A 20,955-nucleotide genomic window follows, 5' to 3' on the forward strand; every position below is an offset into this window, starting at 1 on the left:
TAGAGCTAATTGAGTCGGTGGAAATTAGGCCTTTATAGACCTCAAGGAAACTCGGTAATTGCATAATATCTTCACTTCTACTATTGACAGGAAAACCATAAGTCGGTAAAACACATATTAAATCATATTTAATGCATAAAGAATCAAATAGAGCTAAAAATTAAGTATTAATAGTCAAATTTTGAAATGTAACTTACCTCAGGAATGGATGTGTTGAGATGTTGAAAACCACGGTCATTGGCGCAAGCGGCTACACAGGAGCAGAACTGGCTCTAATGATAAACAGACACCCTGAGCTCACGCTATCAGGTTTGTATGTCTCAGCCAATAGTGTAGACGCAGGTAAACCTATTGCATCGCTACACGGTAAGCTAGCGGGCTTGATTGATATGCCAGTTCAGCCGCTGACTAATCCAGAAGAAGTGGCAAAACAGTCTGATGTGATTTTCCTAGCGACAGCACATGAAGTGAGTCATGACCTAGCTCCAATCTTTCTAGAGAATGATTGCCAAGTATTCGACCTATCGGGTGCTTTTAGAGTTAAAGGTGAAAACTTCTACCAAGAGTTTTACGGCTTTGAACACCAATACGAACAGTGGCTAGATAAAGCGGCTTACGGCTTAGCTGAATGGAACGAACAAGAAATAAAAGAAGCTCAGCTTGTTGCAGTCGCAGGCTGTTACCCAACGGCATCGCAACTGGCGATTAAGCCTCTAGTTGAAGCTAAGTTATTGGACGAGAACCAGTGGCCAGTGATTAACGCGACCAGTGGCGTAAGCGGAGCAGGGCGTAAGGCGACGATGGTCAACAGCTTCTGTGAAGTGAGCTTGCAAGCTTATGGTGTATTTAACCACCGTCATCAACCTGAAATGGCTGCACATTTAGGATGTGATGTAATTTTTACTCCGCATCTAGGAAGCTTTAAGCGTGGCATTTTAGCGACTATTACTATGAAGCTGGCTCAGGGCGTGACAGAACAACAGATACAAGATGCCTTTGAACAAGCTTACCAAGGCAAGCCAGCCGTAAGGTTGCTCGAAGAGACATTGCCAAGAATCCAAGATGTAGAACAGACGCCTTTCTGCGATTTAGGTTGGAAGGTACAAGGTCAACACATCATAGTTGTTTCAGCGATTGATAACTTATTGAAGGGCGCATCCAGCCAAGCGATGCAGTGTTTAAATTTACGTTATGGTTTTGCACCATTAACTGCGTTAGTGTAAAGGAATCTAGGTATGAGCCTTAATAATCAACCATTAATCATGAAGTTAGGTGGCGCTGCGCTATCTTGTGGTGAAACACTTAGCAAGTTATTTGGTGCTATCTCAGCTTACCAACAACAAGCACAACGACCTATCGTGATTGTTCACGGCGGTGGTTACCTTGTTGATAATTTGATGAATAATTTGAACCTTGAGACCGTTAAGAAAGAAGGTCTACGCGTTACTCCTTATGATCAGATTCCTGTTATTGCTGGCGCGCTAGCGGGCACGGCGAACAAATTACTGCAAGGTCAGGCGATTAAAGACGGTATTAATGCTGTTGGTTTGAGCCTAGCAGATGGTGGTTTATGCAAAGTGAGCGAATTGAACCCTGAATTGGGCGCAGTTGGCAAAGCTGAGCCAGGTGATTCAACCGTTCTACAAGCCATTTTCAATGCGGGTGCACTGCCAATCATCAGTTCAATTGGTCTTACTGAGCAAGGACAACTGATGAATGTGAATGCTGACCAAGCTGCGGTTGCGGTTGCTGGTGCACTTGATGCTGAGCTGGTACTGCTTTCTGATGTCAGTGGCGTACTAGATGGCAAAGGCCACCTAATTCCAAGCCTTAACCAGCAGCAAGCTGATGACCTTATCGAAGGTAAAGTGATTACTGATGGCATGATCGTGAAGGTTCAAGCCGCACTAGAAGCAGCTAACGACCTTGGACGACCAATCGAAGTCGCTACGTGGCGATACCCAGAAAAGCTAACACAACTGTTTTCAGGTAAAAGCATAGGAACACAGTTTTTACCTCAGTAGGCCTCACTGCGAGTCACTACTTAAAGAATTTTGACAAATTAAATAAACATATAATTATGAAGTCATTTCCAACGCTGACCGCCATGTGCAGTATGGAAACTAGGAGAAAGAAAATGAGCAAAGTTAACGTAAAGAAAGTTGTAGTAGCCTACTCTGGCGGTCTAGACACATCAGTAATCATTCCATGGTTGAAAGAGAACTATGACTGTGAAGTAGTGGCGTTTGTCGCGGATGTTGGCCAAGGTGCTGAAGAGCTTGAAGGTATTGAAGAAAAAGCAAAAGCTTCAGGTGCTTCTGAGTGTTACATCGCTGATCTTAAAGAAGAGATGGTTGCTGATTACATCTTCCCAACGCTAAAAACTGGTGCTTACTACGAAGGTAAATACCTACTAGGTACTTCAATGGCTCGTCCAATCATTGCTAAAGCACAGGTTGAAGTTGCGCGTAAAGTAGGTGCAGATGCACTGTGTCACGGTTGTACGGGTAAAGGTAATGACCAAGTTCGTTTTGAAGGTGCATTCGCTGCACTAGCACCAGACCTACACGTAATTGCACCGTGGCGTGAGTGGGATCTAGTGAGCCGTGAAGAGTGTCTGGATTACCTAGCTGAGCGTAACATTCCTTGTACTGCTTCTCTGACTAAGATCTACTCTCGTGACGCAAACGCATGGCACATCTCGACAGAAGGTGGCGTACTTGAAGATACATGGAACGCGCCAAACGAAGATTGCTGGGCTTGGACGGTAGATCCTGAGCAAGCACCAAACGAATCTGAAACAGTGACGCTTAAAGTTGAAAAAGGTGAAGTGGTAGCCGTTGATGGTGAAACAATGACGCCATACAACGCACTGGTTTATCTGAACGAGAAGGGTGCTAAGCACGGTGTTGGTCGTATCGATATCGTAGAGAACCGTCTTGTTGGTATGAAGTCGCGTGGTTGTTACGAAACTCCGGGTGGCACCATCATGATGGAAGCACTGCGTGCAGTAGAGCAACTTGTGCTAGACAAAGCAGCATTTGAATTCCGTGAAGAGCTAGGCGTTAAAGCTTCTCACCTTGTATACGATGGCCGTTGGTTCACTCCACTATGTAAGTCAATTCTTGCTGCGACAGAAGAGCTAGCGCAAGACGTTAACGGTGAGGTAGTTGTTAAGCTTTACAAAGGCCACGCAACGGTAACTCAGAAGCGTTCTGACAACAGCCTATACTCAGAAGAGTTTGCAACCTTTGGTGAAGATGAAGTTTACGACCAAAGCCATGCTGAAGGCTTCATTCGTCTTTATTCGCTATCAAGCCGTATCCGTGCTCTGAATAGCCAAAAGTAATGCTAACAATGAGTTAGTGAGCTAGCCTTCACTGAAATATTGAAGGTCAGCAAACAGACATGATTATGCAAAGCCCACTCACTATTGATTAGTGAGTGGGCTTTTTACTTTCTAATCGCCTAATAAATCAGCTTCGGTTTTTACTATGGGATGGCATATAATTCGCGCTCTACGCTGTAAAGAATCAATGGATGAATCTTTCTTGTGAATAAATATGTGAAAAAAATGAATTAATACTTTATTTTCATTTTGAATTGCCGTAAGTTTAAACCATCAGAAAAATACTGAATCTTAATCAGAATTATCATTTGCAAAAACAGTGAGCACTGTGCAATTAGGAGATACACAATGGCATTATGGGGCGGTAGATTTACCCAAGCAGCAGACACGCGGTTTAAAGATTTTAACGATTCTCTTCGTTTTGATTACCGATTGGCTGAGCAAGACATTGTGGGCTCAATTGCCTGGTCTAAAGCTCTACTGTCGGTCAACGTGTTAACAGAAGAAGAGCAACAGAAGCTTGAGTTAGCGCTGAATGAGCTAAAACTTGAGGTGATGGAAGATCCTGAACAGATTCTACGTTCTGATTCAGAAGACATTCACAGCTGGGTTGAACAACAACTTATCGGCAAAGTCGGTGATTTGGGCAAAAAACTTCACACTGGCCGTTCTCGTAATGACCAAGTGGCGACAGACCTGAAACTATGGTGTCGTCAGCAAGGTAACCAACTGCTGCTAGCGCTTGATCGCCTGCAGAGCCAAATGGTCAATGTTGCTTCTCATCATCAAGGCACTGTGCTTCCTGGATACACTCACTTACAACGTGCTCAGCCAGTAACGTTTGCTCACTGGTGTTTGGCTTACGTTGAAATGTTTGAGCGTGATTACTCGCGTTTGAATGATGCGATTAAGCGTTTAGATACATGTCCGTTGGGTTCTGGTGCCCTTGCTGGAACCGCTTACCCGATGGACCGTGAAGAGTTAGCTCACAACTTAGGTTTTTGTCGTGCAACGCGAAACTCTCTAGATTCAGTATCTGACCGTGACCATGTGATGGAGCTGATGTCGATCGCTTCTATCTCTATGCTTCACCTTTCGCGTCTTGCGGAAGATATGATTTTCTACAACTCTGGTGAATCAAACTTCATCGAGTTAGCAGATACCGTGACATCAGGTTCATCTCTGATGCCACAGAAGAAAAACCCGGATGCGCTAGAGCTTATCCGTGGTAAAACAGGCCGTGTATACGGTTCACTTGCTGGCATGATGATGACAGTGAAAGCACTGCCTTTGGCTTATAACAAAGACATGCAAGAAGATAAAGAAGGTCTATTCGACGCTTTAGACACTTGGAATGACTGTATGGAAATGGCGGCGCTGTGTTTTGATGGCATCAAAGTGAACGGCGAGCGTACACTTGAAGCGGCGAAGCAAGGTTATGCAAACTCTACTGAGTTGGCTGATTACCTAGTAGCGAAAGGCATTCCTTTCCGCGAAGCTCACCATATTGTCGGTGTAACTGTCGTTACGGCGATTGCGAAAGGCTGCGCGCTAGAAGAATTAACCATCGCAGAGATGAAAGAGTTCTCTGAGGTGATAGAAGAGGATGTGTACGACATCCTGACCATTGAGTCGTGTCTTGAAAAACGTAGTGCGCTAGGTGGTGTATCTCCGAAGCAAGTGGCTTACGCGGTTGACCAAGCTGAGAAGCGTTTGGCGCAGCGTGATACTTCCATCGTTAAGGTTCGTCCTGCTCGTTTGACTGACATTGAAGCGTTGGAAGGCATGGTCGCTTACTGGGCGAATATGGGTGAAAACCTGCCTCGCTCTCGTAACGAACTGGTGCGTGACATTGGCTCATTCGCCGTTGCAGAACATCATGGTGAAGTGACTGGTTGTGCATCGCTCTATGTATATGACTCTGGCTTAGCGGAAATTCGTTCATTGGGTGTTGAGGCTGGCTGGCAAGGTCAAGGGCAGGGCACTGCGATTGTTCAGCACCTAGTTGAGAAAGCACGACAAATGGCGATTAAGAAAGTGTTTGTACTGACTCGTACACCTGAGTTCTTTATGAAGCATGACTTCTTGCCAACATCGAAATCTCTGCTGCCTGAGAAGGTACTGAAAGATTGTGATCAGTGTCCTCGCCAACATGCATGTGATGAGGTCGCGTTGGAAGTGAACTTGGTCGAGAAGATTATTGCTAAGGTGAATGTTGCATAAGCTATTGATTTTATGGTCCCTAAAAAAAGATCAAAAATCTGATCTTTTTTGGGAACAAACTAAGAAAAGTCTGGTCTATTAAAGTACCACTGCTTTTTCTTAGAATTTTCTAAGAAAGCCCCAAAATCGATTGGTTTTGGGGCTTTTTTCTATCTGCCGTTTGGCGAAAGGTGAGAGCTCGATAATTGATATGATCTCCTGTCCTACAAATACCTCAGCTAACGCTTTTTGCTTCTCAAAGGCAGTACCAAAAATTTCATTATCCAATGCAGCGACAATAAGCCACTGAATGCGAAAGCTGCCATCATCAAAGCGATGGCATTGATGGTTTTTGGGGCTTCCCTGAAAAACAGCCACCATACGCCCCAACTCAATATCGACAACACCGTGAGTTGATTCATACAACGTTGGCAACGACCGAGTTTGTTGAAGATTTTTTCATTTTTATTGCAATGAAGACATGTCATCTTGGGCTTGATTCACGTTATGCTTATTGCCCTGATAATAACACGTCACAAGATATTGGATCACGGTGACATAGAGAGAGAAGATCGATGATTGAGCGCCAAGAAACCAAGCAACGCATGAGCCGTATTGTTAAACACAACGGTACTATCTACCTATGTGGCCAAGTTTGTGCGGATGCTACAAAAGGCATTACAGAGCAAACACAGACGATGCTGGATAAAGTAGAGGCGTTACTTGAGCAAGCAGGCAGCGACAAAGAGCACATGCTGTCAGCAACGATTTACTTGAAAGACATGAAAGACTTCCAAGAGATGAACGCAGTATGGGATGCATGGGTTTCAGAAGGTCACGCTCCAGCTCGCGCATGTGTGACTGGTGACATGGCTCGTGAAGCACTACTGGTTGAGATCTCTGTGATTGCAGCTGAGAAGTAATTCTCTCGCATTTAGCGATAAGTAACGGTTTTTAGAGATTCCAGATACCTCGTCCCTAGGTTCTTGAATGAAGGGTTAAGTCTTGGTTTAGTTGTTTAAATAAATCAACGTCATTCCCGATAGTGATGAAGGAGCGCAGTCGGGAATCTCTGATTTGCTCGTTGCCAAAAACAAAAAGGAAAGCCAGTGGCTTTCCTTTTTAATATCTAATCTATGTTAGTAGAGCGAGTGTTGACCTGTCTCAATCCGCCGAGATTAACAGCCAGGACCACAGTCTAGACAGTGTTTCACCATTTCTGGACCTAAGTGCAGTTTCGCGTTGAGGTCACGTAGTGCAGTTCGTACTCCCTCTTCGATTACTGGGTGATAGAACGGCATATCTAGCATTTCAGAAACCGTCATCTTGTTCTGGTGTGCCCATGCTAACAAGTGCGCCAAGTGTTCTGCGTTTGGTCCCATCATTTCAGCACCAAGGAAGCGACCTGTACCTTGCTCGCCGTAAACGTGCAGAATACCTTTGTTGCGTAGCATCACTCGTGAGCGACCTTGGTTCTCGAAAGACACTTCACCCGTTGCGAAACAGCCACATGTACCTAAGCGGGTAGTGATCTCCTTGTAAGTTTCACCAACCATCGCGATTTGCGGGTCAGAGAAAACCGCTGAGATTTTAGAGCGGCGAAGGCCTGCACGAATCTCAGGGAAGCGACCTGCGTTGTCGCCGGCAATGCGCGCTTGGTCTGCTGCTTCATGTAACAGAGGTAGTTGGTTGCTAGCATCGCCCGCAATAAATATTGATGGTAGCGATGTTTGCAGTGTGTAGTGGTCTGCAACTGGCACACCACGCTCATCAAGCTCAAGAGAGGTATTCTCTAGACCAAGTTTATCCGTGTTAGGGCGACGACCTGTTGCTGCCAGCACATACTCAACGATGTTGGTTTCTAGCTCACCTTGCTTATTGATGAACTGGATTTCGACACGTGGTTCACCCGATTCAGTGGTAATACGCTTCATGTTTTCGATTTTCACGTCGGCATCTAAGTAGAGCTCTTCATTGAAGGCTTTATCTGCGTAAGCCATGATCTCTGGGTCAGTTACTGGGCCCACTTGACCACCCAAACCGAACAGTTTGGTCTTCACACCTAAGCGATGTAGCGACTGACCAAGTTCAAGGCCAATTACACCTGGGCCAAACACGGCCACTGATTCTGGTAAGTCATCCCAGCTGAATACGTCATCGTTGATGATTAGGCGGTCGCCAAGCTCATTCCAAACAGCAGGGTATGCAGGGCGAGAGCCGGTTGCGATAACAATACGCTTTGCTGTGATCACTGTGTGGTCATCAACTTGAAGTGTGTTGTCGTCTAAGAATTTTGCGTAGCCAGAGATTTTATCTTGCTCTGGGATTTCATCGACGCCTTCTAAAACAAAACCAACAAAACGGTCACGTTCAAACTTCACTCGGTCCATTACTTCACGGCCGTTAATTACGATATCGCCTTGTGGGTGAACGCCAAAAGCCGGAGCTTTCTCGATTTGGTGTACGCTTTCTGCGGCTGCAATAAGCAGTTTAGATGGCATACAACCAACACGAGCACAGGTTGTACCGTAAGGGCCGCCTTCAATCATCACGACACTGTCAGTGTGTGCTTTTGCAGCGCGGTATGATCCTAGACCTGCCGTACCGCCCCCGATAACTGCTACATCTACATTGACTTGTTTCATAATAATTTTCTCGCAATGGCTAAATTTAGTTTGAATGAACCCCTCCAACTCATGTGATGTTTTTAGTGAGTCAGGATAGCGGGTCAGTTTTGTGGTTCTGTTTTATTAGGTTTAGCTTGTGACTGTGGTTAATACGAGCCACAAGCTTTATTCAACCCGATAGGGATAGCCAACCCACACAAGTGGGTGGGTTAGCCATTTGGCAGTGATTAGCCTAGGAAAGCTTCTAGCTCTTCGCTACCACCGATGTGTTTACCACCGATGAATACTTGAGGAACCGTTGTGCGACCAGATATTGCACGTAGGCTTACAGTCGTCGCGTCTTTACCTAGTACTACTTCTTCGTAGTTTAGACCTTTGTCGATTAGGTTCTGTTTCGCTTTCATACAGAAAGGACAGCCTGGCTTAGTGAATACTGTGATCGACTCTTGCTCTTTGTGCTCTGGAGCAATGTAGTTCAGCATAGTGTCTGCATCAGAAACCTTGAATGGGTCGCCTGGTACGTCTTCTTCGATGAACATTTTCTCTACCACGCCGTTCTTAACCAGCATGCTGTAGCGCCATGAACGTTTGCCGAAGCCGATGTCGTTTTTCTCAACTAGCATACCCATGCCATCTGTGAAATCACCGTTACCATCTGGGATGAATGTGATGTTTTCTGCTTCTTGGTCTGCTTTCCATGCGTTCATTACGAACGTATCGTTTACAGAAACACAAAGGATGTCATCAACACCGTTCTCTTTGAACACTGAATGTAGTTCGTTGTAACGAGGAAGGTGGCTTGACGAACAAGTTGGCGTAAACGCGCCTGGTAGGCTGAATACGATAACTGTTTTGTCTTTGAATAGCTCTTCAGTCGTTAAGTTAACCCATGCGTCACCTTGGCGAGTTGGGAATGTTACTTGAGGGATTGATTGACCTTCTCTAGATGCAAACATATTGATTTCCTTAAATGATATTTTAATTTTGTTCTAGTAGAGCTTAACGCTTTTCGCTGCTCTGTTTCGTTTTGTTGAGCCCATTATTAGATAAATCCTTTGATAGCTCTAATCGTTTGATGTTATGGTTTTAATAGGTAAATTCTATCAAGAGCATTTTTCTTTTAAATGTTGCTATCAAAACCCTTGTTCTTATTAAACCTGAGGTAAGAGACTGATCATGAACATTCGTGACTTTGAATACTTGGTGGCGCTCGCAGAGCACAAACACTTCCGAAAAGCGGCAGAAGCGTGCTTTGTCAGTCAGCCAACACTAAGCGGTCAAATACGCAAACTAGAAGATGAAATCGGACTTCAGTTAACCGAGCGTAGTCCAAGGAAGGTCATATTTACAGAATCAGGGTTACAACTTGTTGAACAAGCCAAGCGTATTCTCAACGAAGTGAAGACTTTTAAGGATATGGCGAGTGGACACGGTGAAGCGATGACCGGACCAATGCATATTGGTTTCATTCCAACTGTGGGTCCTTACATTCTGCCTAAGATTGTCCCTCACCTGAAAGAGAGTTTTCCTGAGTTAGAGCTATACCTGCATGAAGCGCAAACTCATCAATTAGTGAGCCAATTGGAAGATGGTAAGCTTGACTGCCTAGTACTAGCAGCGGTTGATGAAACGGCGGTATTCAAAGAGATTGATGTGTATGAAGAGCCATTAAGTGTTGCGGTTCCATGTGACCATGAATGGGCTCAGCAGGACACGGTAGATATGCTTCAACTCAATGGACAGACAGTCCTAGCACTTGGTGATGGTCACTGTTTAAGAGACCAAGCCTTAGGGTTCTGTTTTGCTGCAGGTGCAAAAGATGATGAGCGCTTTAAAGCAACCAGCTTAGAGACGCTGCGTAACATGGTTGCGGCAGGCGCGGGGATTACCTTGCTGCCTCAATTATCAGTACCAAAAGAAAAGCAGAAAGATGGTGTGTGTTACGTGCCTGCGGTAAACCCAACGCCTTCACGTCGTATTGTGGTTGCGTACCGTCCGGGCTCTCCATTGAAAGGGCGCTTTGAGCAACTGGCGGAGACGATTCGTACTCAGTTGGAAAAGGTCGTTTAGCTTCATCTCCACATAGCAGATATAAAAAAGGGTTGATATGAATTCATATCAACCCTTTTTACTTGTTAATGTTGCTAGGGGCAAAAAACTGCTTAGAACAGCTCTTCTACCGTTTCACCTGGAGAGGTGGAGTAGATGTCATCATTGAATCTTTCAGCGACGTATTCAGTCGGCTCAGTGCCTTTCACGAAGTATTCGAATATTGACGAGCTATCGGACTTGTTGGTCAGTAAGCCGGTATCACGGTCAATACGAACGCGAACGATATTTTCTGGAACCTTTTTGCGTTGCGCTGGAACACCAGCCAGCGCAGTACCCATAAATTCAATCCAAGCGGGTTGTGCTGTTGAGCCCCCAAACTCACCTCCAGAAACTTGACGTTTTCCAAGATTAGTGTTTGTTGTTGTTCGTCCTAGCTTACGGTTATGATTATCAAAGCCAACCCATACCGTTGCAACTATCCCCGGGCCATAACCGTTGTACCAAGTATCTTTTGCGTCGTTAGTCGTGCCTGTTTTGCCACCAATATCACGACGCTTCAGTGGTTGAGCACGCCAACCCGTACCGTTCCACCCTGTCCCTTTTCTCCAGTCACCGCCGCCCCAGATGTTACTGTACATCATTTCACGAACAAGGAATGCATTCTGCTCAGAGATAACCTGAGGTGCGTATTGATCTTTAGCATCTACATCTTGCTCGGAAAACTCATCTGCCATTGGATCGGTTGTGATGGTCTGTTTGCAACCTTCTTTACAGACGACTTTGGGCGTTGCTTCAAATTCAGTCTCGCCAAATGGTGTATCAACGTGGCTGATGTAGAAAGGTTCCACGTAGTAACCACCGTTAGCGAATACTGAGTAACCTTGCGCTACTTTCATTGGTGTTAAGCTTCCCGCACCAAGTGCAATAGTTTCAGAGCGGGGTACTTCGTCAATATCAAAACCAAATCGAGTGAGATAGTTGCGTGTTTCATTGAGGCCAACCTCACGTAGTACACGTACCGCCATCACGTTTTTAGAAGTTGCGAGGCCTATACGCAAGCGAGTTGGCCCAAAGTAAGTTGGTGGTGAGTTCTTTGGCCGCCATGCTGTGCCTTGGCTCTTATCCCATTGGTTGATTGGTGCATCGTTGATAAGGGAAGCTAGCGTTAAACCTTTCTCAATTGCTGCTGAGTAAATGAAAGGCTTGATACCAGAACCCACTTGACGAATAGATTGCGTCGCACGGTTGAATTTGTTGTGAACGAAGTTAAAGCCACCAACCATCGACAGTACAGCACCGTTGTTTGGATTCATTGCCACGAATGCAGTGTTGGCATTCGGCACTTGGCTTAGACGCCAAACTACTGGAGTGTCAGATTCTGCTGTTACTGACTCTTCAGTTGCTTCTTCAGAGACTTCGTCACCTGTGATCGCCTCATGACGTACCCAAACTTGCTCACCAACGGCAAGAATCTCTTTGGCTTGAGAAGGTGCTGGACCTTGGCGATCGTCTGTTAGGAATTTACGCGCCCAGTTCATACCTTGCCATTCGATCGTGCCTTCGCCTTGATTCTTAACCCATACTTGAGCGCTTTTCGAATCAACAGCAGTCACAATAGCAGGGACTAGGTCACCATAGGTTGGTTGAGACTTAAGGTGTTTAACGATCTTGTCGTGGCCCCAAACAGATTGAGCGGTTTGCCATAGTACCTTTTCAGCACCGCGGTAGCCGTGACGCTCATCGTAGTTAAGTAGGTTCTTAATCGCAGCTTGGTTTGCCGCTTTTTGCAGCTTCGAATCAACGGTTGTGTAGACCTTCATACCTGAGGTATATGCGTCTTCACCGTAGCGTTCAACCATCCAAGCACGGGCTACTTCTGCCACGTATGGTGCACTCAGTTCGATCTCTGCACCGTGGTACTTTGATACAAGCAGTTCATTGCTTGCTTCATCAAACTCAGCTTGAGTGATGTACTTCTCGTCGAGCATACGACGCAATACAACGTTACGACGGTTAGTCGCACGTTCAATAGAGTAGATAGGGTTCATGGTTGATGGTGCTTTCGGCATACCAGCCAGAGTCGCGATCTCACTCAGTGTAAGATCTGGAAGATCTTTACCAAAGTAAACGCGTGCTGCTGCGCCAAAACCATACGAACGGTGACCAAGGAAGATCTTATTAACGTAAAGCTCCATGATCTCCTCTTTGCTCAGCAGTTGCTCAATATGGATCGCAATGAAGATCTCTTTAATCTTACGCATGATCTTTTTCTCATTAGATAAAAAGAAGTTACGCGCAAGCTGCTGAGTAATGGTACTCGCCCCTTGTTTTGCCGAACCTGACATCGCTACTACGATAGCTGCACGAGTAATGCCGATTGGGTCAATACCTGGGTGTTCGTAGAAGCGGCTATCCTCGGTAGCAATTAAAGCCTCAACTAAGTGGCGAGGGATCTCATCATAAGTCACTGGAATACGACGTTTTTCACCAAATTGGGAGATCAACTTACCGTCTTGGCTGAAGACCTGCATTGGAGTTTGGAGTTCTACGTCGCGCAAAGTGGCAACATCAGGCAACTCTGGTTTTACGTAGTAATAAAACCCAAAAATTGTACTGACTCCAAGAATCATGCAAATCAATGTAAATATGAATAATCGCTTTATGAACTTCACCGGATAATCCCTGATTAGTTAAGGCTGATAAGCAGCAAACCCTTGTACTCTAGGCTAAAAAATAGCTTTCGTTTATTAACGCTTATTTAACTAATAATCACAACCCCTAGATAATCAACGAAATGCTTGGCACTTCAGGAGCTAGGTCACATGGGTTCATCATTAATTACAGGTATAGATATAAATCACCACAGCATCAAAGCTGTGGTGCTAAAACCCGTGGGGGAATTGTATGCCCTAGTGGGATACAAAGAGCTGCCGATTTCGGACGACATTTTTACAGCTAACCATACTTTGGAGTATCAGAAAACTGTTAAGAAACTCAAAGAACTTAGGAAAGGGCTGCCTTTCGGCTGTCGTAATGTCGCCATTTCGGTACCTGATAACACGGTGATCAGCAAGGTATTGCAAATTGAGACTGAACTCGAAGACAGAGAGAAAGAGTTTTCGATTTATCAAACCTTCGCCCATCAATCTCCTTTTCCCATCGAGGAGCTGAGTTTAGATTTTGTGAAGCTGGAAGACAAACGATTTGGTAAAGGTTCGACGAGCCGTTATCAGGTTTATGCTACTCGTAAAGAAGTGGTCGATAGCCGAACAGAGGCATTAATTAAGGCTGGCTTTAAACCTCTTGTCGTTGATACGCAGGCGCATGGTTTGCTTCATGTGTGGCAGCTTGCTTCACGCTTGTACCCAGAGAAAAGCAATTGGCTGTTGGTGGACATTGGCGTTGATCAAACCTCGCTGGGCATCATTCCTCAGGGAGCTTCCCCTTTCTATAAAGACATCGCCTTTGGTACGCAAGACCTTTGCAATATCGAAAACCCCAATGATATCAAGGCTGAGTTTGGCAGTGCTCAGGACACTCATCAATTTATCGTTAACTTGATTGAAAAGCTCAAACGTCAGTTGCAGCTCTATTCTTCGATGAATGCTCACCAACCTATCTCTGGTATTTGGTTAATGGGCGAGGGCGCCAGTACGCCAATGGTGACCGACGAGCTCGAACGCCATTTTCAGCTGAGCTGTGAATCATTGAATCCTTTATTCCTGTTTGAGAATCAAGTCGCGAGGAAGTGCCGCCTGCAAATGGATTGGCAACATTTTGGTATTGCTGCGGGTATGGCGATGAGCGGACTTAAATGGCAGGGAGAGAAGCATGTTGCATCAAATTAACCTACTACCTTGGCGAGATGAGATTCGTGCTCAACACCGAAAGCGTTTTATCCATTTAGTTATCCTTGGCGTGATTGTGGTTGGGGCTGGGCAATGTGCAGTCGGAAACTATTTCCATGATCAACAGGCTAAACAACAAGCTCGTCTTAATTATCTCAACCAATACATTGCAGGGCTTGACCGACAGATTCAGTCATTAAAAGTCGCGGAGCAAGAGCACAAAGCCATTTTGACTCGACTTGATGTCGTGGAATCTTTGCAGCTCGGTCGCAATAAAACCACCGACTTTATGAACTTGATGCTGGAGCTGATTCCTGAGGGCGTTTATGTCGACAAGATAAAGATGAACGGCCAAGAGATTGAAATGGCCGGCATCAGTGACAGTACTGCTCGTCTTGCCACCATGCTGGATAACTTAGAACGCTCTGAATCCCTGAAAAGGGTCGAAATGCACTCTATTGTGCATAACCGTAAGCGCTTCAATAAAGCATTTCAGACCTTCAAGGTTTCTTTCGTGTTCAGCCCTGTGTCATTAGAGAGCACAACTGCATATCGAAAGGCTAAGGGGGCTAACCATGGCTAGCTTTCAAAACATGATGAGCCTGCAAGAGCTTGATATCGATGAGATCACCGAGTGGCCACTGTTGCCTCAGTTATTGGTGATTCTATTGCTGGTGGCGCTCATTCAAGGGCTGGGAACCTGGTTCTATATTCTGCCCTTGGATGATGAGCTACAACAAATGAAGCAGCAAGAGCAGACCTTGAAAGCAACACTGCGTATCAAAGCCAATAAGGTTGCTGCTTTACCTAAGCTTCAAGATCAACTGGATGAACTAACCAGTCGCTACGATTACCTGTTAGAACAGCTGCCTGTGCAAAAGGAGTTGGCGAGCATGTTGGCATCAGTCAATGAGCTTGGCTTAGATAACTCACTCACCTTTACCCGAATCGACTGGGGTGAAAAACAAAATAAAGCCTTCTTATACCGCTTACCTCTTAATATCGAGCTGACTGGCTATTACCACGAGATAGGTGACTTCTCTGCAGCTATCGCCAAGCTCCCGCGAATCATCAGCTTTGATGATGTGAGTTGGCAGAGAGTGAGCCAAGAAAGCAGCACACTTCACTTTAGAGTTCGAGCTTATACCTACCAGTTTAAGTCGGAGGTCAACGATGAGGCTCAATAGCGTGCTCTATTCAACTTTATTACTGCTGATGTTGTCAGGCTGCAAAGCCAATCAAGACTCATTAGAAGATTTTGTGGTGCAGGTTGAGCTCAAAGCGAAAAAAGAGGTTGAGCAGCTTGTTCCTGCGACTGAGTTCTCAGCCGCAACCTACCAACGACGCGCTTTTCGTCCTCCCTTTGAACTACCCAAAGAAGCGATCGTGCAAAACCAGCCCTTGGTGAAGAAAGATTGCTGGCAACCCAGCGCTCGTGCTCGCAGTGGCAAGTTGGAGAAATACCCACTGAGTAAATTGCGCTTGAAAGGTGTGATGGGCAGTGGAAAGAGTGTATTTGGGCTTGTACAAACGCCTAAGGGCAATGTCGTCAATGTGAAAAAAGGCCAGTTTATCGGTTTAAACAACGGTCGAGTTACTAAGGTGACGAGCCAGTACGTTCTGATTAATGAAACTCTTCCAGATGGTTTAGGTTGTTGGCATAAGCGCAACATTAGGCTGGCTCTGAAATAAACCAATGTCACATGATGTGAATATGAGATGTAAATATGAATAAAGGAATAAGTGGATTAGTGAGCAAAGTTCTACAAGGTTTTGCTGTGTCTATGATGTTGGTTTTTAGCGTATTTGGTTACGCAGAGAGCTCGCCTAATAAATTAGAGAACATTGATTTTAGAGTGAACAAGGATAAAGACGCTGTCATTATCATTGAGCTAGCAACCAGCAGCGCGGTCGTCGATGTTCAGCGAGCACAAGAAGGCTTGAGCATCGAACTTATCAATACAGAAGTAGATGATGACAAACTCTACCTTTTGGACGTCAAAGACTTCGCGACTCTGGTTGAGGGTATTGAAGTATACAAAGAGACGCCAAGCACTCGGTTATTGGCAACTATTAACAGTGACTATCAATACGAATATGACCTCAAGGGGCGCTTTATCGAGGTGGTGATCAGTAAGCCTACAATTGAAGAAGTTGCTACGGAGAAAAGCGTACTTGAGAAAGAGGGTAAGCTGATATCGATTAACTTCCAAGATATCCCAGTTCGAAATGTCCTTCAGTTGATTGCTGACTTCAATGAGTTCAACTTGGTGGTATCAGACTCGGTTACGGGTAACCTGACGCTACGTTTGGATGGTGTTCCTTGGCAGAAAGTTCTTGATATTATCTTGCAAGTTAAGGGTTTGGATAAGCGCGTCGACGGCAACGTTATCTTGGTCGCACCCAAAGCTGAACTGGACCTTAGAGAACAGCAAGCGCTCGAAAAATCTCGCCTAGAAAAAGAGCTTGGAGAACTTAAATCAGAAATCATCAAGATTAACTTTGCCAAAGCTACAGATATAGCTGACATGATTGGTGGTGAAGGGGCGGTGAGTATGCTGTCTGATCGCGGCTCGATTACCATAGATGAACGTACGAACTCTTTGCTGATTCGTGAGTTGGAAGAGAACATTGCGGTGATACGCGGCATTATTGAGTCGTTAGATATCCCGGTGAAGCAAGTACAGATAGAGGCGCGCATAGTTACCGTCACCGAAGGTAACCTTGATGAACTCGGTGTGCGTTGGGGCGTTTCATCGACCAACGGAAGCTTCACTGTTGGTGGTTCAATTGAAGGCAACCACCCACCAGCCATTACACCTTATGACGATGGTGGTAGCAGCGTGATAGATGATTACCTTAATGTGAATTTGGCGGCGACATCGCCAAATGCCTCTAGTATTGCGTTTCAGGTGGCCAAGCTAGGCTCAGATACGCTGCTCGATCTTGAGTTATCTGCATTGCAGCAAGAGTCTAAGGCGGAGATCATCTCTAGCCCACGTTTAATCACCACCAACAAAAAGCCGGCTTACATTGAGCAAGGTACTGAAATTCCTTACTTAGAGTCCTCTTCGAGTGGTGCAACGTCCGTCGCATTTAAGAAAGCTGTGTTGAGTTTGAAAGTTACCCCTCAAATCACACCAGACAATCGCTTGGTTCTGGATTTGAGTGTGACTCAAGATAGGCCTGGGCAAGTAGTGAAAACTGGAACGGGGGAAGCTGTCGCGATAGATACCCAAAGAATAGGTACGCAAGTGCTTGTTAATAATGGTGAAACCGTTGTTCTTGGTGGAATATTTCAACACAGTGTCAGTAGTACAGTCGATAAAGTTCCTCTGTTGGGAGACCTTCCTTTATTGGGTGCATTGTTCCGTCGCAGCTACGAAAATGTGGGTAAAAGTGAACTGCTTATCTTTGTTACACCTAAAGTTGTGATTCAGTAACGTACAATTAGATTAAAAATAAAGTTGCATTAGTGGCACCTAACCTTGATAATTTCGGGTCTTATCACGAATTATCTGTGAGGAATCGGTGCCACGGGCCTTTTAATTTCAGTACTTGTACTGACCTACCTTGTGGCGATGTCATTGAATTAACGTTGTAAATTACTGCTAAAAACATGGCTGAGAAACGCAATATTTTTCTTGTTGGCCCAATGGGCGCCGGCAAAAGTACAATTGGTAGACACCTAGCTTCCCAACTTCATATGGAGTTTCTAGACTCTGACACTGTGATTGAAGAGCGCACTGGCGCAGACATCGCATGGGTTTTTGATGTTGAGGGCGAAGAAGGTTTCCGTAAGCGCGAAGAATCTGTAATTAACGATCTGACTGAAGAGCAAGGTATTGTTCTAGCGACAGGTGGTGGTTCAGTGATGAGCAAAGAAAACCGTAACCGTCTATCTGCACGAGGCATTGTTGTATACCTAGAGACAACAATTGAAAAGCAACTTGCTCGCACAAATCGCGACAAGAAACGCCCTCTACTTCAAACAGACAACCCGCGTGATGTGCTAGAAGATCTAGCTATATCTCGCAATGCACTATACGAAGAAGTGGCGGACTACACAGTTCGTACTGACGACCAAAGTGCAAAAGTGGTAGCCAACCAGATCGTAAAAATGCTAGAAGAACGTTAAGTTCATTTTTTCGGAGAGCAAACCCATGGAACGGATTACGGTCAATCTAGCTGAGCGTAGCTACCCTATCTCTATTGGTGCCGGGTTATTTGACGACCCGGCGTACCTTTCTTTTTTATCAGGCAAGCAGAAAGTCGTTGTTATCAGTAATGTGACAGTATCGCCTCTTTATGCTGATAAAATTCTATCTTTACTGGATCAAGTTGGCTGTCAGGCATCTCTTCTAGAGTTACCTGATGGTGAGCAATACAAAACGCTTGAAACGTTCAATTCAGTGATGAGCTACATGCTTGAAGGAAATTACAGCCGCGATGTGGTGGTGATTGCTTTAGGTGGTGGTGTTATCGGTGATTTGGTCGGCTTTGCTGCATCTTGTTACCAGCGTGGTATTGATTTCATTCAAATCCCGACAACGCTTCTTTCTCAAGTGGACTCTTCTGTTGGTGGTAAAACCGCAGTAAACCATCCTCTTGGTAAGAACATGATCGGTGCATTCTACCAACCAAAATCTGTGATCATCGATACCAACTGTTTATCAACGCTTCCTGAGCGTGAGTTTGCAGCGGGCATTGCTGAAGTCATCAAATACGGCATCATTTACGATGAAGCCTTCTTTGATTGGTTGGAGCAGAATCTAGAGAAACTTTATCAACTTGATGAAAAAGCACTGATTACTGCAATTGCTCGTTGTTGTGCAATTAAGGCTGAAGTGGTTGCTCTAGATGAAAAAGAGTCAGGAATCAGAGCGTTATTGAACCTAGGTCATACATTTGGTCATGCGATCGAAGCAGAACTAGGCTATGGTAATTGGCTACATGGTGAAGCTGTGTCTTCGGGTACTGTAATGGCAGCAAAAACTGCTCAGTTACAGGGACTGATCACTCAGCAGCAGCTTGAGCGAATTATTTCTATACTCAAGAATGCGAAACTGCCAGTCCATACGCCAGAAAGCATGTCTTTTGAAGACTTTATGACGCACATGATGCGTGATAAGAAAGTGCTGTCTGGTCAATTACGTCTGGTATTGCCAACAAGTATTGGTACTGCTGAAGTGGTTGCTGATGTGCCTCAGGACATCATTAAACAAGCGATTGATTTCTGCCGTACTCTTTAAATTTGGTTGTGAGGTTGCCTAGTTAAATTCTAGGCAACTGAAGCGTTTTACTGATCGATCTAATCAGTAGGGATCCGCGATGAGTTTGGCTCATGAATTAAGAGTATTAGAGTTAGAGTCTCAAGTTGAGCTGCTAGAGCGCTTGCAGCTTTTGACTAACTTTGGTTCAAGCCTAGTAACGGTGGCTGGTAAACCTGGCTCTGGCCGTTCTTGGTTAGCACAGCGTTATCTCGAAGCGTGGGCGACAGAAAAAAATCAGTGTTTACTGCTTTGTCATCCAAGCCAAGACGACCAACAACGCCGCGCGCTTATTCTTAGCCAAATTGTTTCTGATCCGCTATTTAATCAACATGACTCCTTATCTGATAGCCTGGTAAGGTTGCTTGATGGTGAGCCGTGTAGTGTGGTTATCGTTGTCGATGATGCCCACCGACTCTCTGAGCTATTGGTATCCGAGCTATGGATGTTGATACTGGAAGCTCAAGCTAATCCCCAATGGACGATCAATATCGTTCTTTTCTCAGAAATTGGTCACCTAGACACCATACTCACACGTCTAAGTTACGGCCAACAACACAAGCCTATCGATCTTGAGATCGATGACCTTTCGCAACCAGAAGCTGAACATTTCTTTGAATCACTGGTGATTCGATATGTGGATGATGAGTCTGAAACTCATGTGCGACGTGCGTTTAACAAAGCGCAACCTCTGCCTGGCGAGTTAATGGCTTTAGGAGAATTGAAAGTGGAAAAAAGGATTATTATTCGCTCAATCATTGGTTCACCAATCAATATCGCGATTGTGGTGGCCCTGTTGCTATTGTTAATAGGTGGTGGCTATTGGTGGATGTTCAGTCAACCAACCCCTGATGACAAAGCGCAATCTCTGATCGCACCAATCGAGCAGACTGCTATACCAACGTTTGAAGTGGGCAGTGGCTCAGAACAAGCTGGTGTTGAGGGAGTGGTAGACTCTGAAACATCAACTGAAGTCAGTTATCAAGGCGCTGATGATGACAGTTCATCTTTGCCACCGGTTGTAGTAGAAGAGACAGCTAGTGTTGGTGAGGTTGAGCAAGACCAACAGCGTGTCGTGATTACTTCGGATGTGGTTGATGCTCTGCTGGATGATAAGGCTCAGGGTGGCGATACCAGTGCCATTGATGCTGCGGTTGAAGATAACACTCAAGTAGAGGCTAATTCACAGGCTGACGCGGAAGCGGTTGTTCCAGCTGATGAAGAGTCTAACTTAACCGAATCAACGCCTCCGACTAAGAAGATCACCTTCTCGTTTTCTCGTGAGGAGCTACAAGCTATCTCACCGCGAGCGTACACCTTACAGTTGAGTGCGATGACTTCACTGGAGGACGTGCAATCTTTCATCGAAGAATACGATCTAGAGAAAAAGGTTCGTATTTACCCAACTCTGCGTAGCGATACCAAGTGGTTTATCATCACTTACCAAGATTACCCAACGATTCAGGTGGCGCGAGATGCGGTAAGTACACTCTCAAAACCACTTCAACAGTTAGAACCTTGGGCAAAATCGATGAATCAAGTGCATCGAGAGATAGAACGTGAGAAATAACCCTGAGCTTCGTCTCAAAATATGTTACATTCCGCAG

Annotated in this window: 18 protein-coding genes; 14 read left to right on the plus strand and 4 right to left on the minus strand. The window is 45.2% G+C overall.

Annotation, left to right across the window (positions count from 1 at the left end; all coding sequences use genetic code 11):
- Positions 1-218 precede the first annotated feature (218 nt).
- From argC to argH, 4 genes are all read left to right on the plus strand, one after another.
- Positions 219-1,223, plus strand: a complete 1,005-nt coding sequence (argC, locus tag A3712_RS06980) for an N-acetyl-gamma-glutamyl-phosphate reductase (RefSeq protein WP_063522848.1) — start codon at positions 219-221, stop codon at positions 1,221-1,223.
- A gap of 12 nt (positions 1,224-1,235) precedes the next feature.
- Positions 1,236-2,024 (plus strand): acetylglutamate kinase, encoded by a 789-nt coding sequence (gene argB / locus A3712_RS06985; protein ID WP_063522849.1) that lies wholly within the window; start codon positions 1,236-1,238, stop codon positions 2,022-2,024.
- Positions 2,025-2,137: 113 nt separating this feature from the next.
- Positions 2,138-3,349 carry an argininosuccinate synthase gene (locus tag A3712_RS06990; protein ID WP_063522850.1) on the plus strand — a complete coding sequence of 404 codons (1,212 nt, stop codon included), beginning with the start codon at positions 2,138-2,140 and terminating at the stop codon, positions 3,347-3,349.
- 348 nt (positions 3,350-3,697) lie between these two features.
- Positions 3,698-5,572 (plus strand): argininosuccinate lyase, encoded by a 1,875-nt coding sequence (gene argH, locus A3712_RS06995; RefSeq protein WP_063522851.1) that lies wholly within the window; start codon positions 3,698-3,700, stop codon positions 5,570-5,572.
- Between the two features lie 218 nt (positions 5,573-5,790).
- Here argH and A3712_RS26595 read toward each other — a convergent pair whose 3' ends face one another.
- Positions 5,791-6,039 (minus strand): DUF3624 domain-containing protein, encoded by a 249-nt coding sequence (locus tag A3712_RS26595; RefSeq protein ID WP_082856192.1) that lies wholly within the window; start codon positions 6,037-6,039, stop codon positions 5,791-5,793.
- A gap of 87 nt (positions 6,040-6,126) precedes the next feature.
- Between A3712_RS26595 and A3712_RS07005 the strand changes: the two genes are divergently transcribed.
- On the plus strand, positions 6,127-6,474 hold the full coding sequence (locus A3712_RS07005; protein WP_063522853.1) for a RidA family protein: 348 nt from the start codon (positions 6,127-6,129) through the stop codon (positions 6,472-6,474).
- 255 nt (positions 6,475-6,729) lie between these two features.
- Here A3712_RS07005 and A3712_RS07010 read toward each other — a convergent pair whose 3' ends face one another.
- Positions 6,730-8,196: a dihydrolipoyl dehydrogenase gene (locus A3712_RS07010; RefSeq protein ID WP_063522854.1), complete on the minus strand. Its 1,467-nt coding sequence runs from the start codon at positions 8,194-8,196 to the stop codon at positions 6,730-6,732.
- 209 nt (positions 8,197-8,405) lie between these two features.
- On the minus strand, positions 8,406-9,134 hold the full coding sequence (locus A3712_RS07015) for a glutathione peroxidase (protein WP_063522855.1): 729 nt from the start codon (positions 9,132-9,134) through the stop codon (positions 8,406-8,408).
- 220 nt (positions 9,135-9,354) lie between these two features.
- Between A3712_RS07015 and oxyR the strand changes: the two genes are divergently transcribed.
- A complete protein-coding gene (oxyR, locus tag A3712_RS07020) occupies positions 9,355-10,248 on the plus strand; it encodes a DNA-binding transcriptional regulator OxyR (RefSeq protein ID WP_063522856.1) in 894 nt (297 codons plus the stop codon).
- A 92-nt stretch (positions 10,249-10,340) separates the two neighbouring features.
- On the opposite strand, the gene A3712_RS07025 is transcribed toward oxyR, so the two are convergent.
- Positions 10,341-12,902 carry a penicillin-binding protein 1A gene (locus tag A3712_RS07025; RefSeq protein WP_063522857.1) on the minus strand — a complete coding sequence of 854 codons (2,562 nt, stop codon included), beginning with the start codon at positions 12,900-12,902 and terminating at the stop codon, positions 10,341-10,343.
- A gap of 150 nt (positions 12,903-13,052) precedes the next feature.
- On the opposite strand from A3712_RS07025, the gene pilM reads away from it, so the two are divergent.
- The 8 genes from pilM (at position 13,053) to A3712_RS07065 (ending at position 20,918) form a co-directional block, all read left to right on the plus strand.
- Positions 13,053-14,078 carry a type IV pilus assembly protein PilM gene (gene pilM, locus A3712_RS07030; protein ID WP_063522858.1) on the plus strand — a complete coding sequence of 342 codons (1,026 nt, stop codon included), beginning with the start codon at positions 13,053-13,055 and terminating at the stop codon, positions 14,076-14,078.
- On the plus strand, positions 14,062-14,661 hold the full coding sequence (locus A3712_RS07035) for a PilN domain-containing protein (RefSeq protein WP_063522859.1): 600 nt from the start codon (positions 14,062-14,064) through the stop codon (positions 14,659-14,661). The genes pilM and A3712_RS07035 overlap by 17 nt, the downstream gene beginning before the upstream one ends.
- On the plus strand, positions 14,654-15,265 hold the full coding sequence (locus tag A3712_RS07040; RefSeq protein ID WP_063522860.1) for a type 4a pilus biogenesis protein PilO: 612 nt from the start codon (positions 14,654-14,656) through the stop codon (positions 15,263-15,265). Before A3712_RS07035 ends, A3712_RS07040 begins: the two co-directional genes overlap by 8 nt.
- Positions 15,252-15,770: a pilus assembly protein PilP gene (locus tag A3712_RS07045; RefSeq protein WP_063522861.1), complete on the plus strand. Its 519-nt coding sequence runs from the start codon at positions 15,252-15,254 to the stop codon at positions 15,768-15,770. The genes A3712_RS07040 and A3712_RS07045 overlap by 14 nt, the downstream gene beginning before the upstream one ends.
- Positions 15,771-15,805: 35 nt before the next feature.
- Positions 15,806-17,521 carry a type IV pilus secretin PilQ gene (locus A3712_RS07050; RefSeq protein WP_063522862.1) on the plus strand — a complete coding sequence of 572 codons (1,716 nt, stop codon included), beginning with the start codon at positions 15,806-15,808 and terminating at the stop codon, positions 17,519-17,521.
- Positions 17,522-17,697: 176 nt separating this feature from the next.
- The gene (gene aroK / locus A3712_RS07055; RefSeq protein ID WP_063522863.1) at positions 17,698-18,216 is read left to right on the plus strand and encodes a shikimate kinase AroK; all 519 of its coding nucleotides are present in this window, start codon (positions 17,698-17,700) and stop codon (positions 18,214-18,216) included.
- A 25-nt stretch (positions 18,217-18,241) separates the two neighbouring features.
- Entirely contained in the window at positions 18,242-19,330 is a 1,089-nt protein-coding gene (gene aroB / locus A3712_RS07060) for a 3-dehydroquinate synthase (protein ID WP_063522864.1), read from the plus strand.
- A 79-nt stretch (positions 19,331-19,409) separates the two neighbouring features.
- A complete protein-coding gene (locus tag A3712_RS07065) occupies positions 19,410-20,918 on the plus strand; it encodes an SPOR domain-containing protein (RefSeq protein WP_063522865.1) in 1,509 nt (502 codons plus the stop codon).
- The last annotated feature ends 37 nt before the right edge of the window (positions 20,919-20,955 follow it).

This window comes from Vibrio sp. HI00D65 (genome assembly GCF_001635455.1).
Lineage (GTDB): Bacteria > Pseudomonadota > Gammaproteobacteria > Enterobacterales > Vibrionaceae > Vibrio.

Excerpts from the sequence above, each read along its gene's own strand:
- argC (WP_063522848.1), top strand. The coding sequence starts at position 219 with ATGTTGAAAACCACGGTCATTGGCGCAAGCGGCTACACAGGAGCAGAA.
- argB (WP_063522849.1), top strand. The coding sequence starts at position 1,236 with ATGAGCCTTAATAATCAACCATTAATCATGAAGTTAGGTGGCGCTGCG.
- A3712_RS06990 (WP_063522850.1), top strand. The coding sequence starts at position 2,138 with ATGAGCAAAGTTAACGTAAAGAAAGTTGTAGTAGCCTACTCTGGCGGT.
- argH (WP_063522851.1), top strand. The coding sequence starts at position 3,698 with ATGGCATTATGGGGCGGTAGATTTACCCAAGCAGCAGACACGCGGTTT.
- A3712_RS26595 (WP_082856192.1), bottom strand. The coding sequence starts at position 6,039 with ATGACATGTCTTCATTGCAATAAAAATGAAAAAATCTTCAACAAACTC.
- A3712_RS07005 (WP_063522853.1), top strand. The coding sequence starts at position 6,127 with ATGATTGAGCGCCAAGAAACCAAGCAACGCATGAGCCGTATTGTTAAA.
- A3712_RS07010 (WP_063522854.1), bottom strand. The coding sequence starts at position 8,196 with ATGAAACAAGTCAATGTAGATGTAGCAGTTATCGGGGGCGGTACGGCA.
- A3712_RS07015 (WP_063522855.1), bottom strand. The coding sequence starts at position 9,134 with ATGTTTGCATCTAGAGAAGGTCAATCAATCCCTCAAGTAACATTCCCA.
- oxyR (WP_063522856.1), top strand. The coding sequence starts at position 9,355 with ATGAACATTCGTGACTTTGAATACTTGGTGGCGCTCGCAGAGCACAAA.
- pilM (WP_063522858.1), top strand. The coding sequence starts at position 13,053 with ATGGGTTCATCATTAATTACAGGTATAGATATAAATCACCACAGCATC.
- A3712_RS07035 (WP_063522859.1), top strand. The coding sequence starts at position 14,062 with ATGTTGCATCAAATTAACCTACTACCTTGGCGAGATGAGATTCGTGCT.
- A3712_RS07040 (WP_063522860.1), top strand. The coding sequence starts at position 14,654 with ATGGCTAGCTTTCAAAACATGATGAGCCTGCAAGAGCTTGATATCGAT.
- A3712_RS07045 (WP_063522861.1), top strand. The coding sequence starts at position 15,252 with ATGAGGCTCAATAGCGTGCTCTATTCAACTTTATTACTGCTGATGTTG.
- A3712_RS07050 (WP_063522862.1), top strand. The coding sequence starts at position 15,806 with ATGAATAAAGGAATAAGTGGATTAGTGAGCAAAGTTCTACAAGGTTTT.
- aroK (WP_063522863.1), top strand. The coding sequence starts at position 17,698 with ATGGCTGAGAAACGCAATATTTTTCTTGTTGGCCCAATGGGCGCCGGC.
- aroB (WP_063522864.1), top strand. The coding sequence starts at position 18,242 with ATGGAACGGATTACGGTCAATCTAGCTGAGCGTAGCTACCCTATCTCT.
- A3712_RS07065 (WP_063522865.1), top strand. The coding sequence starts at position 19,410 with ATGAGTTTGGCTCATGAATTAAGAGTATTAGAGTTAGAGTCTCAAGTT.